At 41.7% G+C, this 16,655-nt stretch carries 17 protein-coding genes, 1 tRNA gene, 1 rRNA gene and 1 pseudogene; 19 read left to right on the forward strand and 1 reads right to left on the reverse strand.

The features are described from left to right. Nucleotides 1-267 (forward strand): annotated as a pseudogene (locus tag DL92_RS0114525) (group II intron reverse transcriptase/maturase); the annotation flags it as partial. 116 nt (nt 268-383) lie between these two features. On the opposite strand, the gene DL92_RS0114530 reads toward DL92_RS0114525, so the two are convergent. Then, on the reverse strand, nt 384-1,937 hold the full coding sequence (locus DL92_RS0114530; protein WP_026668127.1) for a sodium/proline symporter: 1,554 nt from the start codon (nt 1,935-1,937) through the stop codon (nt 384-386). Between the two features lie 385 nt (nt 1,938-2,322). Here DL92_RS0114530 and DL92_RS20460 point away from each other — a divergent pair, with 385 nt between their 5' ends. The 18 genes from DL92_RS20460 to DL92_RS0114620 all read left to right on the forward strand — a co-directional run. Next, nucleotides 2,323-2,730 (forward strand): prepilin peptidase, encoded by a 408-nt coding sequence (locus DL92_RS20460; protein ID WP_051199141.1) that lies wholly within the window; start codon nt 2,323-2,325, stop codon nt 2,728-2,730. After that, nucleotides 2,727-3,746 (forward strand): P-loop NTPase family protein, encoded by a 1,020-nt coding sequence (locus tag DL92_RS0114540; protein WP_026668128.1) that lies wholly within the window; start codon nt 2,727-2,729, stop codon nt 3,744-3,746. Before DL92_RS20460 ends, DL92_RS0114540 begins: the two co-directional genes overlap by 4 nt. 79 nt (nt 3,747-3,825) lie before the next feature. Continuing rightward, the gene (locus DL92_RS0114545) at nt 3,826-4,983 is read left to right on the forward strand and encodes a TadA family conjugal transfer-associated ATPase (protein ID WP_081816925.1); all 1,158 of its coding nucleotides are present in this window, start codon (nt 3,826-3,828) and stop codon (nt 4,981-4,983) included. 1 nt (nt 4,984) lies between these two features. Beyond that, nucleotides 4,985-5,683 (forward strand): type II secretion system F family protein, encoded by a 699-nt coding sequence (locus tag DL92_RS0114550; RefSeq protein WP_185750454.1) that lies wholly within the window; start codon nt 4,985-4,987, stop codon nt 5,681-5,683. Between the two features lie 96 nt (nt 5,684-5,779). Continuing rightward, nucleotides 5,780-7,156, forward strand: a complete 1,377-nt coding sequence (locus DL92_RS0114555; RefSeq protein ID WP_026668130.1) for a type II secretion system F family protein — start codon at nt 5,780-5,782, stop codon at nt 7,154-7,156. Nucleotides 7,157-7,190: 34 nt separating this feature from the next. Beyond that, the gene (locus DL92_RS0114560) at nt 7,191-7,409 is read left to right on the forward strand and encodes a Flp1 family type IVb pilin (RefSeq protein WP_034469369.1); all 219 of its coding nucleotides are present in this window, start codon (nt 7,191-7,193) and stop codon (nt 7,407-7,409) included. Next, entirely contained in the window at nt 7,393-8,829 is a 1,437-nt protein-coding gene (locus DL92_RS0114565) for a DUF5702 domain-containing protein (RefSeq protein WP_155841190.1), read from the forward strand. The genes DL92_RS0114560 and DL92_RS0114565 overlap by 17 nt, the downstream gene beginning before the upstream one ends. Next, complete coding sequence (locus DL92_RS20465) at nt 8,819-9,721, forward strand: TadE/TadG family type IV pilus assembly protein (RefSeq protein ID WP_051625371.1); 903 nt, start codon at nt 8,819-8,821, stop codon at nt 9,719-9,721. Before DL92_RS0114565 ends, DL92_RS20465 begins: the two co-directional genes overlap by 11 nt. A gap of 9 nt (nt 9,722-9,730) precedes the next feature. Continuing rightward, nucleotides 9,731-10,162, forward strand: coding sequence for a prepilin peptidase (locus DL92_RS0114575; protein ID WP_026656218.1), 432 nt, complete (start codon nt 9,731-9,733; stop codon nt 10,160-10,162). After that, entirely contained in the window at nt 10,149-10,607 is a 459-nt protein-coding gene (locus DL92_RS0114580) for a hypothetical protein (protein WP_026668133.1), read from the forward strand. The genes DL92_RS0114575 and DL92_RS0114580 overlap by 14 nt, the downstream gene beginning before the upstream one ends. A 3-nt stretch (nt 10,608-10,610) precedes the next feature. Further along, nucleotides 10,611-11,951, forward strand: a complete 1,341-nt coding sequence (locus tag DL92_RS0114585) for a DUF6382 domain-containing protein (protein WP_026668134.1) — start codon at nt 10,611-10,613, stop codon at nt 11,949-11,951. Nucleotides 11,952-12,000: 49 nt separating this feature from the next. Further along, the gene (locus tag DL92_RS0114590; protein WP_026656214.1) at nt 12,001-13,011 is read left to right on the forward strand and encodes an SCP2 sterol-binding domain-containing protein; all 1,011 of its coding nucleotides are present in this window, start codon (nt 12,001-12,003) and stop codon (nt 13,009-13,011) included. A gap of 9 nt (nt 13,012-13,020) precedes the next feature. Beyond that, nucleotides 13,021-13,689, forward strand: a complete 669-nt coding sequence (locus DL92_RS0114595; RefSeq protein WP_026668135.1) for a rhomboid family intramembrane serine protease — start codon at nt 13,021-13,023, stop codon at nt 13,687-13,689. Further along, nucleotides 13,689-14,093: an HIT family protein gene (locus DL92_RS0114600; RefSeq protein ID WP_026656212.1), complete on the forward strand. Its 405-nt coding sequence runs from the start codon at nt 13,689-13,691 to the stop codon at nt 14,091-14,093. Before DL92_RS0114595 ends, DL92_RS0114600 begins: the two co-directional genes overlap by 1 nt. Before the next feature lie 16 nt (nt 14,094-14,109). Continuing rightward, nucleotides 14,110-14,952, forward strand: coding sequence for a fumarate hydratase (locus DL92_RS0114605; RefSeq protein ID WP_026668136.1), 843 nt, complete (start codon nt 14,110-14,112; stop codon nt 14,950-14,952). A 43-nt stretch (nt 14,953-14,995) separates the two neighbouring features. Continuing rightward, nucleotides 14,996-15,553, forward strand: a complete 558-nt coding sequence (locus DL92_RS0114610; RefSeq protein ID WP_026656210.1) for a Fe-S-containing hydro-lyase — start codon at nt 14,996-14,998, stop codon at nt 15,551-15,553. A gap of 99 nt (nt 15,554-15,652) precedes the next feature. Continuing rightward, nucleotides 15,653-15,740, forward strand: a tRNA-Ser gene (locus DL92_RS0114615). A 728-nt stretch (nt 15,741-16,468) separates the two neighbouring features. Beyond that, a 16S ribosomal RNA gene (locus tag DL92_RS0114620) occupies nt 16,469-16,655 on the forward strand; the annotation flags it as partial.

Consider the following 16,655-nt stretch of genomic DNA (forward strand, 5'->3'; position numbering starts at 1 on the left):
AACATAGATGACATCAACGGATGGCTCTATCACAGAATTCGCATGTGTATATGGAAGCAATGGAAACTACCGAGGACTAAATTTAGAAATCTCGTAAAGCTCGGAATTCCAGAACACTATGCGGCAACTATTGCGAACAGTCGCAGGAAGTATTGGTACGTTAGTAACAATAAGGCTGTGATTTGGGCGTTAAATAAAGAAAGACTGATAAACAGTGGCTTCTTTGATTTAGCCACAGCCTATCAGTCTGTGCACGTCAACTATTGAAAGCGCCGTATACCGAACGGTACGTACGGTGCTGTGAGAGGACGGCGGTTAGTCACCGCCTTCTACTCGATTTTAAAAAGCGGACAACTTGTGATACGTAGTTGCCCGCTTATTTTTTATGATTTTATTTCTACTTTTTCAAAGGAGTCTATGATTGTTTCGGATGGCTTTTTGGTTAAAAGACTCACGATGAAAATAAATATTATACTTACAAGGAACGCCGGTGCAAGTTCATACAGATTCCAAACACCGCCTAAAGGACGTACCAAGTATTTCCAGACAAACACCATTGCGCCGCCTGATATCATTCCGGCCATCGCGCCAAATCTGTTCATTCTCTTCCAATAGAGTGAAAGTATCATACACGGTCCAAACACTGCACCAAATCCTGCCCAGGCAAAAGATACGATTCCAAAGACAGAGCTGTTTGGATCCCAGGCGATAACGACGCCTAATACTGCAACTGCGATAAGTGTTGCTCTTGCAGTAAGCATGGCTGCGGCTTCGGATAAGTTGATTCCGAGAGTTTCCTGAATGATGTTTTCGGAAACTGAGGATGAAGCGGCAATCAGCTGTGAGTCTGCGGTTGACATTGTAGATGCAAGGATACCCGCAATTACAAGTCCTGCCAAAAGAGCAAATAAGAAGTTGTGCTCACTTATCTTTTGCGCCAGAACAACGATAAGGGTTTCGGCCTTAGCTGAACTTGAAAGGTTATCGTTATCGATCAGAGATGCAAGTGCGCCGCTCTGTGTAAGCGATCTTCCGACAACGCCGAGGAATACTGCAATTGCTAATGAGAAAACAACCCATACAGAGGCGATTCTTCTTGAAAGTTTTAATTCCGAAGCGTTTCTTATAGCCATGAATCTGAGAAGGATATGTGGCATTCCGAAATAACCAAGTCCCCAACAGAACATTGTTATCTTTGAGAACAGCCCGTAAGGATCGGCTGAATTTGCCGCGTTGTTATATGTTGCATTTACATCTATAAAGCCCGGAAGTGCGGCTATATTCTCCATAACGGCGTTCACTCCGCCGGCTGAAACAATACCGTAGCCTACGACGAAAAATAATGCGATCGTCATTACGATTGACTGAATGAAGTCAGTCTTTGATGCTGCAAGAAATCCGCCTGTTGTAGTGTAGCCGACTATGATAACGGCAGAAACGATCATGGCAAGCTGATAATTTACTCCAAACAGTGATGAGAAGAGTTTACCGCAGGCTGAAAAACCTGAAGCGGTATATGGAACGAAGAAAACAAGAATAAAGAGCGCGCCGATGCACAGAATAATATTGCTGTTATCTTCAAAGCGTTTTTTGAAATAGTCGGGAATCGTGATTGCATCGACTTCTGCAGTGTAATTGCGAAGCCTCTTGGCAGTAAAGAGCCAGTTGAGATAGGTTCCCACGATAAGACCGAACGCTGTCCAACCTGCATCAGCTATTCCCGAGAAGTATGCAAGTCCCGGAACACCCATAAGCAGGTAAGAGCTCATGTCCGATGCTTCAGCGCTCATGGCTGTTACAAACGGTCCCAGCTTTCTTCCGCCGAGATAAAAATCTTTGACATCATTGGTCTCTCTTGAACTTACGAAACCAACAAGGAGCATCATCGCCAGATAGGCGAGAATAGAAACAATAATTCCGATTTGAGATGTTGTCATTTCTTTTCCCCTTTAGCTTTTCATTATGTAGTTATTTAATCGTATTTACACAATACTATATTAGCGAGATAAAGGGAAGAAGTGTTTGCAAAATCGGGCCTTAAGGAAATCTTAAGAGTATTAATTTTATGACTTTATATGGGGTGATTTTAAATTAGATAGTACGAGAAAACATATATTAAATAACGTTGCAGTGATATGTGCAAATCGTAGGACGCACTTCTGACGCGGACTATGCAATGAAAATTTTATTTCATAAGGTTTGGAAAAAATATTAATTGTGCAAAATGCCGAAAAGAAATTTGCCTATTTACAAACAAAATCCCAAGTGATAAATTTGTAAATCGCGAGCTCGAAAAAAACGAAAGGAGAAAATCTAATTTACGTGATTTTGATATTGTTCTTAACGGGAGCAGTATTCACAGATCTCTACAGAGATAAGATTTATAATCTCTGGGTGATACCGGGAATGATCGCCGGAATCGTGGGATCTGCGTTGGCAGGAAAGGATAATCTTATTTCTTGTCTGACAGCGATTGGAATTACTTTTGCTATATTGCTTCCTGTGTATCTTCTTAAGGGAATTGCTGCGGGAGATGTTAAACTCTTTATGTCAGCAGCGTCTTTCCTATCCATTGAGGACACAATGTCCTGCATCATAATGGCTTTCTTTGTAGCCGGTCTGATCTCTTTGTCGATTCTCTTGTTTAAAAGAAATAAGAAAAAGACTATCCACTTCGCAGTACCTGTTCTCGTAAGTGCGATTTTTACCTTAGGAGGTGTGGTTGTATGAACAGACCTTTACTTACGATCTGTGACACGGAAAAGGATTATTGCAGAAGACTGGATGAATATTTGAGGGATCATCTGAATTTGTCTTTTGAAATCTGTTCATTCACCGATGCAGAGATTTTTAAAGAGTTTGTAAAAGAGAAGATTCCTGAACTTTCTGTTCTCTCACAGAGTGTGTACTCGGCGCTTTTAGAAGGAGGAAGCATCAAAGCTGTAAAAAACATTTTGGTGCTTGATGAAGCAAATTCCTCTGTGAACGAGGACGAAAGTCAGGAAGAAGAAAAGAATGTATGTCATATAAGCAAGTATCTTCCTGCGGGAAAGATAATAGATGGCATTTTGGATTTCTGTGTGAAGATTCCCGGTAATATCGGGAATCTTGATGCAGGGAGAGGCTCGGAAAAGGTAAAACTTCTGGGACTCTTTTCACCACTTTCAAGGTGTGGGCAAACGGCGTTTGCCGTAAAACTTTGTGAGGAACTTTCAAAGCATGGTAAAACAATGCTCCTTAACTTTGACAGTTTTTCAATGGTCACTGAGATAATGGGTCAGGATGCGGAAGAGGATATCACGGATCTTCTTTATTATTCCGAGTGTGAAGAAGGAAAGTTTTCTGTATATCTTGAGAGGATTAAGAGAAATGCAAGAGGATTTGATTTTGTTCCGCCTGCAAAGACGGCGACTCAGATAAAGGAAATTACTTTTGAGAGAATAAAGTCGCTTACAGAGCTGCTTTCTGAAAGCGCGGGATATGAGTACATTGTTCTTGATCTTTCCGAGTTCCCGGATGGCCTCTTTGATATCCTGAGAATGTGCACAAGAGTATTTACTGTTGTGGGCGAGGGCAGGGAAGAAAATTATAAGCTTGAGCAGTACACGAAAGTACTTGGGCAGAACGGATATGACGATGTGCTTGCGAATACCGTGAGATGTCTTTTTCCAAAAGACGGCTCTTACGGAGGGCTTTCAACCTATGCGAGTGAAATGCTTGCGAGGGAGGAGCTTGTAAGTGAGTGATTTTGATGAGCTGAAAAAAGATGTAAAGTTTAAAGTTTTGCAGTCGCTTGATTTTTCAAAGGATATTTCCGATGAGGAAATGTTTGAACTGATCGACAGGGAATTATCTGTAAGTACGCGTGGGCGTGCAATCTCAATGGAGCTTAGAAAGAATCTCAGGCTCCGAATATTTCATTCGATAAGAAAACTTGATATTCTGCAGGAACTTGTTGATGATCCTGAAGTTACGGAGATTATGATAAACGGCGTCGACAATATCTTCACCGAGAGGAATGGAAGAATTGTCAGGCAGAAACTGGGATTTGAGTCCAAAGAAAAACTTGAGGATATCGTTCAGCAGATAGTTGCTTCGTGCAACAGAGTTGTAAATGAGTCTTCGCCAATTGTGGATGCAAGATTATCCAACGGATCCAGAGTAAATATTGTTCTTAGTCCGGTTGCGTTAAACGGGCCAATTATTACGATCAGAAGATTTCCCGAAAATCCCATGACTATGGAAAGGCTTATAGAATTTGGCGCTCTTACGCCATACATAAGGGATTATCTTGCGCAGCTTGTAAGAGCAGGTTACAACATTTTTATTTCAGGTGGTACCGGTTCGGGAAAGACAACTTTTCTGAATGCTCTTTCAAACTACATTCCAAAGGACTTAAGAGTCATCACGATTGAGGATAATGCCGAGCTGCAAATCAGGGAAGTTCCGAATCTTGTAAGACTTGAAGCAAGAAATGCAAATGTGGAAGGCTGCAAGGAGATTACGATAAGAGACCTGATCAAGTCTTCGCTTCGAATGAGACCTGACTGGATCATTGTAGGCGAAGTCAGAGGAAGCGAGTGCGTAGATATGCTTCAGGCTATGAATACCGGTCATATGGCGATGTCTACAGGCCATGCCAACAGCGCGGCAGATATGCTTTCCCGAATTGAGACGATGGTGCTCATGGGAATGGACATTCCGCTTTCTGCGATAAGAGGCCAGATTGCTTCCGGAATTGATATCGTAGTTCATTTGGGAAGGCTTCGCGACAGGTCGAGGAAAGTGCTTGAGATATGCGAGCTTTTGAAAGAACCCGATCCTGTTTCGGGAAGAATTATGACAAATACTCTTTTTAGATTTGTGGAAACGGGAATGGATAATGACGGCAAAATAGCCGGTGAATGGAGGAAAGTCGGTGACATTTCAAACAATGAAAAACTTCTTTCTGCAGGTATTAAACTTCCGACCGAAGATAAATGATTTGCCGGTACTGGTTCAGGGGGCGGGAATCGCGGTTCTTTTCGGAAGATTGTTTTATGATTCGTGGATTGCGGTAGTATTTCTTTTGCCACTTGTTATACTATGGTTCTTCTATAGAAAGAAAATTGAAAAAATGAAGAGGGTAAGGATTCTTGGAATTCAGTTCAGAGATGCCATAGCATCTGCACTCACAAGCCTTAAGGCGGGATATTCCATTGAGAACGCATTTAGGGAAGCGGGAAGAGATATGGAACTTCTTTATGGAAAAAAGAGCCTTATCTGTCAGGAACTAAAGCGTATATATAAAGGACTTGGAAATAACATACCGCTTGAGAAACTTATCGGAAGACTCGGAAAGGAAAGCGGAAACGCTGATATAGAGGAGTTTGCGGAGGTTTTTGCCGTGGCGAAAAGGAGCGGCGGAAACATGACTGATATTATTGAAAGAACGATATCGGTTATTTCAAGAAAGATGGATGTCGAAAAAGAAATCGATGTTTTGATAAGTTCAAAGCGCTTGGAAGCTGGGATAATGAATATTGTTCCGTTTTTTATCATCTTCTATATAAGTATCACCGGTAACGGATTTTTTGACCCGTTATATCACAATGTTGTGGGAGTAGTCCTTATGACAATCTGCATGCTCGTGTACTTTGCGGCATATCTTTTATCTCAGAAGATTGTAAATATCTCAATATAACAAAGGTAGTTTTATATGTTGTTTCTATATTTGATATTCCCGGTGGGAATATTTGTCTTGTGGATCTTGGCGCGAGGAGAGGTGCTTCCTTCGGATATGGAGGAAACCGGAATTAGCCGTGAGTTCCTGAAAATTGCGCTCTTTGTTTTCAAAAGATTACCGATAAGAGACAGGTTTTCTTTTGGTGAAAAAGTCAGAAGTTATCTGAGAACTCTCGGTAACAGAAAAAATGTTGAAAAGGCTGAAACTGAATATTATATTCGAAAGATTTCAATCGTACTTATCATGGCGGTTGCGGGAAGTTTTCTTTCTACGCTCATGTACCTTAGTACCATGATGGGAACTGAGGTGTACAAGACTCAGGAGCTTAAAAGAAATACCGGCGGCGACGGAGAGTACGAGGCAGAGCTTATTGCATGTGATGAGGACGGAAGGGAAATAGGTGAGGCAAAGATCCTAGTCGGAGAGCGGCTTTATACGGAAAACGAAGCGGACAAAATGTTTGAAGAAGCTTCGGAGGTTATGCAGAAGACTGTTCTTGGTGATAATGAATCTTTTGATCATGTGACTGAAGATCTTAAGCTTGTAGAAAGACTTGAGGGGTATCCGTTTATTATCGACTGGCACATTGATGACTACGAAGTGATTCATTATGACGGAAGACTTGAAGATGAGAATATTCCCGAAGGGGGAGCTGTGGTAAATCTTATCGCGGAGTTTAAATACAACGGCAGAATTTGGGAACTGCAGCTGCCTGCGAGACTTTTTAAGAAAGAGATGTCGCCAAAGGAGAAAATCAATTCTGAACTAAGAGATCTTTTGAAAAAAGCGGAAGAAGGTTCCGTAAACAAAGAAAGCGTCGAGCTTCCGAAAAGCTACAACGATGATGTCATACTCTGGAAGGAAAAAGCAGAAGACAACAGCCTTTTGATATTGGTTATAACACTGATAGGCGGCGCCGCTTCATACATTCTTAAGGATAAAGAGTTAAAGAAGGGTATAGAAAACAGAGCTTTTCAGATGCTGAATGATTATCCGCAGCTGGTATCGCAACTTGTTCTCTATCTTGGCGCAGGCATGACTATGAGAAATATCTTTGAAAAACTTGCGCAGGATTATCTCAGAAAAAGTAAAAACAGCGGTAAGAAGCAATATGTTTACGAAGAGATTGTTGTTGCGGTAAGAGAACTTTCGAGCGGAGTTTCCGAGGCGGCAGTATATGAAAACTTTGGAATAAGATGCCAGAGCAGGCAGTACACGAGGCTTGCCACGCTTCTTTCGCAGAACCTCAGAAAAGGAAACAGTGAGATGCTTAAGATTTTGCAGGAAGAATCGCAAAAGGCGTTTGAAGAAAAGATGGACAGAGTAAGGAAGCTTGGAGAAGAAGCGGGAACAAAACTTTTGCTTCCGATGATAATGATGCTGGTCATTGTAATGGTGATCATTATGATACCCGCATATCTTTCTTTTTAAAAAATATATTTAGTAAAAAAACGGAGGAGAAAAAATGAATTATTTAATGATAAGTGCAAACAAGATCAAGAATAAGATAAAGGAGGGAATCTGCAAGTTCTGGAGTGATGAGTCGGGAATGGGAACGGTTGAAGTGATTCTTATTATCGTTGTTCTTATCGGACTTGTAATTGTGTTTAAGCAGCAGATTGCCGGAATTGTAGAAGATATTTTTAAGGCAATAAGGGAAGATACACGTGTTATTACGAACTAAAGGATATCTGACAGTTTTTTTATCCCTTACGATAACGATGATCATGTCTCTTATTCTGGCTCTATACAGCGGAGCCAGGATTGGGGCTGTGAAGATGAAGACTGAATGCGTGGCGGATATAGCCATGAATTCTGTCCTTGCTGAGTATAGCAGAGAGCTGTATCGGCAGTATGGGCTTCTTATGGTTGATACTTCGTACGGAACGGGGAGCCATTCAATAACAAATACTGAAGAGCATTTACGAAAATATGCGCAGAAAAATTTTGAACCGAGCACAGTCGGAAGGCTGACGGGAACAAGTACGATGATGCGGGCGTTCTGCAAAGATGCGAGGATTACCGGAAGCTCTTTTGCGACTGATAATGACGGAGCGGTTCTTAACAGGCAGATTCTTGCGTACATGTCGGCTGAACCTGCAGAGGGGATGTTGACGGATGTAGATGACAATATCGGTAAGCTTAAGGATGCGGGACTTGATACGACTGATGTAGATGAGATGGCGCGTGAAAATCAAGAGGAAATTGACAGTTTGGAGCTTCCGACAAAAATAAACGAGGACGGTGAGGAAGAGGAAGTCAGCTTGGGAAATCCTGCGGATGCCGTTAATTCACAGAGGGGAATAGGTGTATTGTCTCTTGCGGCCGGTGGTATAGATATATCGAGAGCTGCGGCGGATCTTTCGAATTATGCTTCGAACAGAACTGTGAATAAAGGTACCGGGCTCCGAGATTATGAGGAAATATCAGCTTCGGAGAAACTTCTTATAGATGAGTATCTTTGCGAAAAGTGTGGAAGATACAGCGGAGAACTGGAAAAATCGCTTCTTAAGTATCAGCTTGAGTATCTTATTTTTGGACAAAACAGCGATTACAGAAATCTTGAAAAGATGGCGCAGACACTATTTTTCTGGAGGCAAGCGTCGAATTGGGTGTATATGCTTGGATGTTCTTCCAAACAAAGTAAGGCGGATGCGGTTGCAAGTGCACTTACTGCGGTTCTTATGGCGCCTGAGTTTAAGGACCCGGTCAAATGGTCCATCATTTTTGCTTGGGTTTTTGCGGAGAGTGTATCGGATGTGAATATTCTTCTTGAAGGAGGGAGAGTTCCTCTTTTCAAGAGTGATTCAACATGGCAACTGGGGCTTGGAGAGATGCTTCTTTTCAGAGAAAATCTTGGAAGAAAAGATTGCGGAGAAGGTCTTTATTACAAGGATTATCTTAGGATGAAACTTGGAATGACGGATTTAAAAGATAAGACTAAAAGGCTTATGGACATTATCGAGATGGATGTTCGAAGGACTGCCGGGAACGGAGAGTTTATGATTGATCATTGCCTTGATACTTTTTGCGGCGAGCTTACGGTTGGGACAGGTTTTGGTTATGAGGTGAAGATAGAGAGGGTGTACGGATATGAAGAGTAGTCGGGAGGCAGATAAAGGCACTTCTTTAATATTTGATAATTCCAAAAATATAAAAATAAAAAAAGCTTTTTTCCGGGCGGTCAGAAAGAGAAAAGGAGTGTCTTTACCTGCGTCCATGACGGTAGAAGCTTCACTTGTACTTCCTCTTTTTATTTTCTTTTTTGCCAATCTCATGGTGATGTTCAATGTTATAAAAGTTCAGTCAGATCTTGAAGCGGCGCTCCATCAAGTGGGAAATGAGATCGCACTTAAGGCGTTTGATATTTCTTTTGCTGAAGATGCAGTAGGGATTGAAAGTGGCATGGATGTCGCCAAAGGAGTTGTTTCAGTGGCTTATGCATCGTCTAAGGTGCGGGAATATCTTGGGAGCGGTATTGATAAAAGCTGCGTAGCCGGTGGGCTTGGCGGATTGGGCTATATGAGGTCTGATGTGACAAGCGGCGATATTATCGACATTGTTGTTAATTACAAGGTTAGGCCCTTGGTCCCGATTGCGGGATTTACTAAGTTTCCTGTGGAAGGAAGATATTATGCCCACGCATGGACGGGGTATGACATTGTCGGATCAGGGGGAGACGGAGCCTGTGAGGAAGAGATGGTATATGTCACAGAGCACGGCGAAGTCTATCACAGGAATATAAGTTGCAGGCATTTAAAGCTGAGCGTTAAGAGCACGAGTTTGTCGGGAATAGATAAACTCAGAAATAATGACAGAGCTAAATATTATCCGTGTGAGTACTGTGCCGGGAAAATTACAGCGGGAGATGTGTTTATAACCGATTACGGAAACAGGTATCACGGAAGAGTTGATTGCGCAGGGCTAAAAAGGAAGATCTACGCCATTCCAATCTCGGAAGTTGGTGCAAGGCGTCCATGCAGTGACTGCGGATAGAGGTAAATTATGATTATTCGGATAGTAGTATTGATCGTTCTTTTTGTAATAGCGGTCGAAGACATAAAAAGTATGAATATTTCTTCATGGAAGATATGGATATTGGCAGCACTTTCCGTTGGGAGTGCTGTATTTGAGGTTGCAATGGGCTCGTATGACATTGAGAGTGTGGCGGTAGCTCTTTTGCCCGGAGTAGTACTCATTGTGCTTTACTATGTGACCGGAAAGCAGATAGGACTCGGGGACGGAATGGTAACTTTGTGCATGGGACCTGCGTTTGGAATTGAAAGAGTCGCGCTTGGTATAACGGTCGCGTTTTTTGTGAGCGGTTTGTTTTCACTTGTGATAATCGCAGCTTTAAGGGAAAAGAGAAAGAAGAGTTATCCTTTTATTCCTTTTATTACTGCGGGAATGGTGGTGGCGACAATTGCGCAAATATAAAGGATATATGACGGTTGAGGCAACGCTTGTGGTTCCAATGGCTGTCTGCGTTATAACGCTTCTTATTTTGTTTTCATATTATCTTTACGGAAGGTGCATTCTTTCGCAGGACTGTTATGTCCTTGCGTTTAGGGCGAGTATTGATGCCGACAGATACGGAAATAATCCGGAAAGTACGGTGCTTGCAAAAAGGGACAGAGTTCTTGGAAAGAAATATTTTGGAAGTACGAAGCCTGTCATACATGTAGAAAGCAGAGCTTCCGGAAAAGAAATAAAGGTCGAAGCAAGTGCGAGGATAAGAGCCGGAGCAATGGGAAATTATTTTTTGAAACCAAGATCCGGATGGGAATTTAAAGCGGGGCAAAAGGCGAAGTGCCTCGGACAGGTGAAACATATACGCAAGATGACAAGGCTTAAAGATATCGGACAAAGAGTATTTGATTAAAGGATGGAAACTAAAGTGGAATACAAATATTACAGAGATTTAAAGCACAGTTATATTATCGCTTCCTGCAATGAAGTGAGTGAGGAAGAACTTGGCGGATACAAGCTTAAGATAGCGGAGAACGGAAGGATTAAAAAGCTTCTTCCAGTCAGTCTCAGAAAGATCGATCTTGAGCAGCTTCTATATTATGAAGTAAGTTCAATGGTTAGTATGGAAGACCGGTTTTCTTCCAAGGGAATGAGTGCGGATGATCTTAAATGTTTTTTGCGTGAGCTGAAAGAAATGCTTGAAGGGCTTTCCGAGTATCTGCTCGGAGAGGAAGGGGTTCTTTTTGCACCGGAAAACATATATGTGAATATATCGTCGGGAGAATACAGATTTATGTATTATCCGTTTGAGGGAGAGAAGAAGACTTTTGCCGAGTTTACTGAGAAACTTCTGGATCTGATAGATCACGATGATGAGGAGGCTATAGAAATATCTTATAACCTGTGTGAGCTTTCTAAGGAAGATGGAATACTTCTTCCGCAGCTTGTAGATGAAGCGCTAAAAGAGGAGCCTGTTCAGGAGGAAGAAGCGCAGATAAGTGAACTGAGCTTTGATGAGCCTGATGAGTTTGAGTATGAAGATGACGACGAGGAAGATGAGGAGTATGTGGAAAAGAAAAGTCGTGGTCTCGGAACGCGGAGCAAATTTATCTTTGCATTCTTATTTGCAGGGCTTGTTGCAGTTATCATGTACGTAAGGATGAACTTTGTGCTTTCTGAAGTGGAGAATCTTTTGTCGGTCGGAGTTATTTTGGCCTCTGTGGGGACGGGGGTAGTGGCTCTTTTTACAGGTATCGGAGATTTGAAAAAATCAGGACACAAAATATATGAAGGAAGAGATTCGTGGGAAGATGATGAAGACGACGATGATTATTATGATTCTCCTTCATATAGAGATTACAGTGCATCATATAAAGCGCCTATCAAAATAACTTCTTCGGAAAAAGAATCTGTGAGTGCGTGTGCAGCTGAAGAAACAACGCTTCTTGCCGAAGAGGATTCGGGTGAGATGACGCTGTACAGCAGAAATGCGGATAAGACGTTCAGGATTCCGCTTGATAAGCTTCCAATCACGATAGGAAAACTGGAAGGCTACGTGGATACAGTTATTAAAGATATGAGCATATCAAGAATCCATTGCAGATTCAGCAGAGATGGTGAAAAGATTGTTGTTTCCGATCTCGGATCGACGAATGGTACATACAAGAACGGTTTGAGGCTCGGGCCGAAGGTGAAAGTGCCTATTGAAGAGGGTGATGAAATAAAGATAGGTCGAATTTGCTTTGACTTACGATAACTCTGAAAAATATATGTTATAATACCCTTAACCGGTTGGAGGGGTTCTAATGAAGATAAATATCTATTACGGTGGAAGGGGAATTATTGACGATCCCACTTTGTATGTTATTTCTCAGATTACAACAGTATTGCAGGAGCTTAATGTAAAGGTTCAGCAATATAATTTATATGAGCAGAAGAACGGAATCACTGCGCTTCCGAATACTCTTAAGGATGCGGACGGAGTTATCTTGGCGTCTACGGTAGAGTGGTTCGGAGTTGGCGGCTATATGATGCAGTTCCTTGATGCGTGTTGGTTATACGGTGACAAGGAGAAGATCAAGAGTATCTATATGGCGCCTGTTGTGATGTCTACGACTCACGGAGAAAGAGAAGGGATGATGAGCCTTTCCGCTGCGTGGGAGATGCTCGGAGGACTTCCTTGCGAAGGAATCTGCGGATACATTGCAGATACCACAAAGCTTGAGAACAGTTCTGAGTATTCTAAGATTATAGATAAGAAGGCGGAGAATATTTACAGGACGATCAATCAGAAGATGCCTGTTTTTCCCGCAAGTAATCGCGCGGTCATCAACAAGGTTGCCGTTGCAAACAGCATAGATCTTACACCTCAGGAATCGGAGCAGCTTTCTGAGTATGCATCCGATGACAGATTTGTAAAAAAACAGAAAGAAGATCTTCAGGAGCTTGCAAGCATATTCAGGGATAAGATGGGGCAGGATGAAACTACGGCCGGAAATTCCGAGGAGTATGCTAAGAAACTTCAGAGTACATTTAGGCCGATAGCCGGTATAAATGCCGTGTTTAAAGTTCTTTTCACCGATAATGCAAGGCTTAAGCCTGTGGTAATAAATGTTCAGAACAGCAGATGTACTTGTTCTGCGGGAGAAAGCGGAGAATGTGATGTTGTGATCACTACAGAGCAGAGAGTCTTTGAGGACATTCTTGACGGAAGAATTACATTCCAGAGGGCATTTATGGATGGAAGTATCAAAATGAAAGGCGATTTCAAGCTTCTAAGAAGTATGGATCAGCTTTTCGGACTTATGGAGGAATAACCGAAAGTTATGTCGGAAGGAATGTCTGAAGCTCAGGGCCAGATGAATCAGGAAGAGTTCTGGGAAGAGCAGAGAAAAATATATAAGACTGCGTATGTTACGATTGCGCTTGTAGTGGTGAATATTATTATGTACATATTATGTACGACCGATATCGGATACCTTATCTATGATAAAGGTGCTTTGATGCTGTCCGATATTGATTCAAACTGGGGGAAGTTTAGGACATTTACCTCAATGTTCCTTCATGCGGATATAAATCACCTGACCAGCAATATGTTTATGCTTGTGCTTTTGGGAGGCGTGATCGAGAATTATACCGGACACTTGTTTTATTTGTTTATGTATATGATGGCCGGATTATTCGGGAATTTTTTCTCTCTGGGATATGAACAGTTTTTTGGAATAGACAGAATATCTGTCGGCGCAAGCGGTGCTATAATGGGGAATGTAGGTTTTCTGGCACTGTGGCTTATTTCCGGTGGTAAATGTAAAAGAAATATTGCGAATATGAAATTCAGGCTGATCGTTTTCGGATTGTACATTATTCAGTCGTGCTTTATACAGCCGGGTGCCAATACTCAGGCACATTTGGGTGGCTTCCTTATGGGAGTTGTCCTCGGCGTTGTTAATATAATAATATTTAAGAACAACAAAAAAATGGAGGGTTTGGCATAATGAGTGACTGCATCTTTTGCAAGATTGCTAACGGAGAGATTCCGTCAAATACTATTTATGAGAACGAGGACTTTAGAGTAATTCTTGATAACGGTCCGGCAACAAAGGGACATGCGCTGGTACTTCCCAAAAAGCACTATGCAGATCTTTTTGAGATTCCCGATGATGTTCTTGCTAAGGCTGTTCAGACGGGAAAGGTTGTAGCTTCTATGTTAAAAGAGAAGCTTCACTGCGACGGAGTCAATCTTGTTCAGAATAACGGAGCGGCAGCAGGCCAGACTGTTATGCACTACCATTTACATGTAATCCCGAGATATGAGAACGACGGACAGCATATTTTGTGGAAGCCCACAAGTCCTTCAGCTGAAGAGCTTGTAGAGGTAAAGAATACTATAATCGGTTAATACAAGGGGATATTTAATGCGTGAGATCAATGTTTCGGAAATTACCGAAGCGGTTAAAAATATGTGCATAGATGCGAACTATACACTTTCTGAAGATATGAAAAAAGCTCTTGAGTCTGCTCAGAAAGAGGAAGTTTCAGAGCTTGGAAAACAGATATTTTCACAACTGGAAGAAAATCTTGAAATTGCGGCTAACGATCAGATTCCAATCTGTCAGGATACAGGAATGGCGGTGCTTTTCTTTAAGATTGGTCAGGAGGTTCATTTTACGGGCGGAAATCTTGGAGATGCGATAAATGAAGGCGTAAGACAGGGATATACGGAAGGCTACCTTAGAAAGTCGGTAGTCGGAGATCCTCTTATCAGAGTAAATACAAAAGATAATACACCGGCAATCGTACACTATGACATTGTCCCTGGGGATAAAGTTACAATCACATGTGCACCCAAGGGATTTGGAAGTGAGAACATGAGCAGAGTCTTTATGTTAAAGCCTGCTGACGGAGAAGAAGGTGTCAAGGAAGCGGTTGTTCGTGCTGTTAAGGATGCCGGCCCCAATGCATGTCCTCCTATGGTTGTAGGTGTAGGAATAGGCGGTACATTCGAAAAATGTGCAGAGATGGCAAAAGAAGCGCTTACAAGACCAGTTGGAAGCCATTCTGACAAAGAGCATATTAAAGCTATGGAAGAAGAACTGCTTGAGAGAATCAATAAAACCGGAATCGGCCCTGCCGGACTTGGTGGTAAGATGACGGCTCTTGCGGTGAATATAAACACATATGCCACACATATTGCGGGACTTCCTGTGGCAGTTAATATCTGTTGCCACGTAAACAGGCATGTTACCGTGACTTTGTGATATTGCTAGATCATAGAATAATAGGAATTGAGAAGGAATTGACATGAATAAAGAAATACAGGCTCCTGTCAGCGCGGAGGTCGTAAATGAGCTCAGTGCCGGCGATATGGTTTATATTACAGGAACAATCTATACAGCCCGTGATGCGGCACATAAGAGAATGGATGAAGCGCTTGCTGAGGGAAAAGAACTTCCTATAGATATAAAAGGAAATCTTATCTATTATATGGGACCTTCTCCTGCAAGAGAGGGCAGGCCAATTGGCTCTGCAGGCCCTACAACAGCCAGCAGAATGGATAAATACGCGCCCAAGCTCCTTGATCTGGGACTTGGCGGAATGATCGGAAAAGGTAAAAGATCTAAGGCGGTTTCAGACGCTATCGTAAGAAACGGATCTGTTTATTTTGCGGCAATAGGCGGAGCCGGAGCACTTTTATCAAAGGCGATAGTGGAATCGGAAGTTGTTGCCTATGACGATCTGGGTACAGAAGCTATCAGAAAGCTTAAAGTAGAGAAATTTCCTGCAATCGTAGTTATTGATTCTAAGGGAAATAACCTTTATGAAACAGCGGATAAGCTTTATAATAAAGAAAACGAATAAAAGAATTGACAAAGGATAAGCGACTTTGTATAATTACATTTGCGTCTTGGCTGTTAGCCAAGAGAATTCAAACCATATTTGGTAGAGGGATTCAGGCATGGAGAAATACTCAAGTGGCTGAAGAGGCGCCCCTGCTAAGGGTGTAGACCGTTCGCGCGGTGCGCGGGTTCAAATCCCGCTTTCTCCGTTGAAGTGAAACGTTACTGACTGAAAGATTTCAGTTGGTAACGTTTTTTGTTTGTCCGGAAATTTATATCAAGTAAATGAGTTTTGATATGTATGTGATTCTTTGCTCTTTTTGCAAAAAAAGGATTATCTAAAAATTTCTTTCATATAAGATCATATAAAATAAAAATGATAGATTATTCTTGTCAACAATTTTTTTAATAAAATAATAAAATAAAAAAGCCTTGACAGAATAAAGCCTTGAAACATCTAGCTTGGAATATTTCTTGTGAATAAATAAAAAGTTGAGCGAAGTTTTTATACAAAAGAGACACTTTTGTATAAAAGCAGATATTATATAGGATAATCAATCTGCTATTTTGTGCTGATAACAGTGTACAACCACAATATCTAGTGTTCGGAAATTTTTTTAAAATTTCTCAAAAAAGTTGTTGCATTTGTATATACGCTTTGCTATAATAACTTTTGCCCGCTTGAGAGAGGGGCTGAAAACCGCAGAACTAAGCGGGTTTCATAAAAACTTTGAAAAAAGTTTAAAAAAGTTCTTGACAAAGCATTTCAACTATGTTATTATGAATGAGTTGCGGCGCTGAGCTGCAAGAACTAAGAACCTTGACAAATAAACAGTAATGCAACCCTGAAAGATTCCAAGAGAATAATTCAGAAAAAATGTAAATTAACGGACAGAACGAAAAGCCAAGCTTAAGTTCTTAGCCGGATTAAACTTTTAAACGTGAGAGTTCGATCCTGGCTCAGGATGAACGCTGGCGGCGTGCCTAACACATGCAAGTCGAACGGAGATTTAACGCTGATGAAGCTTCGGCAGATTCTTGTTAAATCTTAGTGGCGGACGGGTGAGTAACGCGTGGGCAACCTGCCTCATACTGGGGGATAACAGCTGGAAACGACTGTTAAT

This window comes from Butyrivibrio sp. AE2005 (assembly GCF_000686965.1).
GTDB classification, from domain to species: Bacteria; Bacillota; Clostridia; order Lachnospirales; family Lachnospiraceae; genus Butyrivibrio; species Butyrivibrio hungatei_A.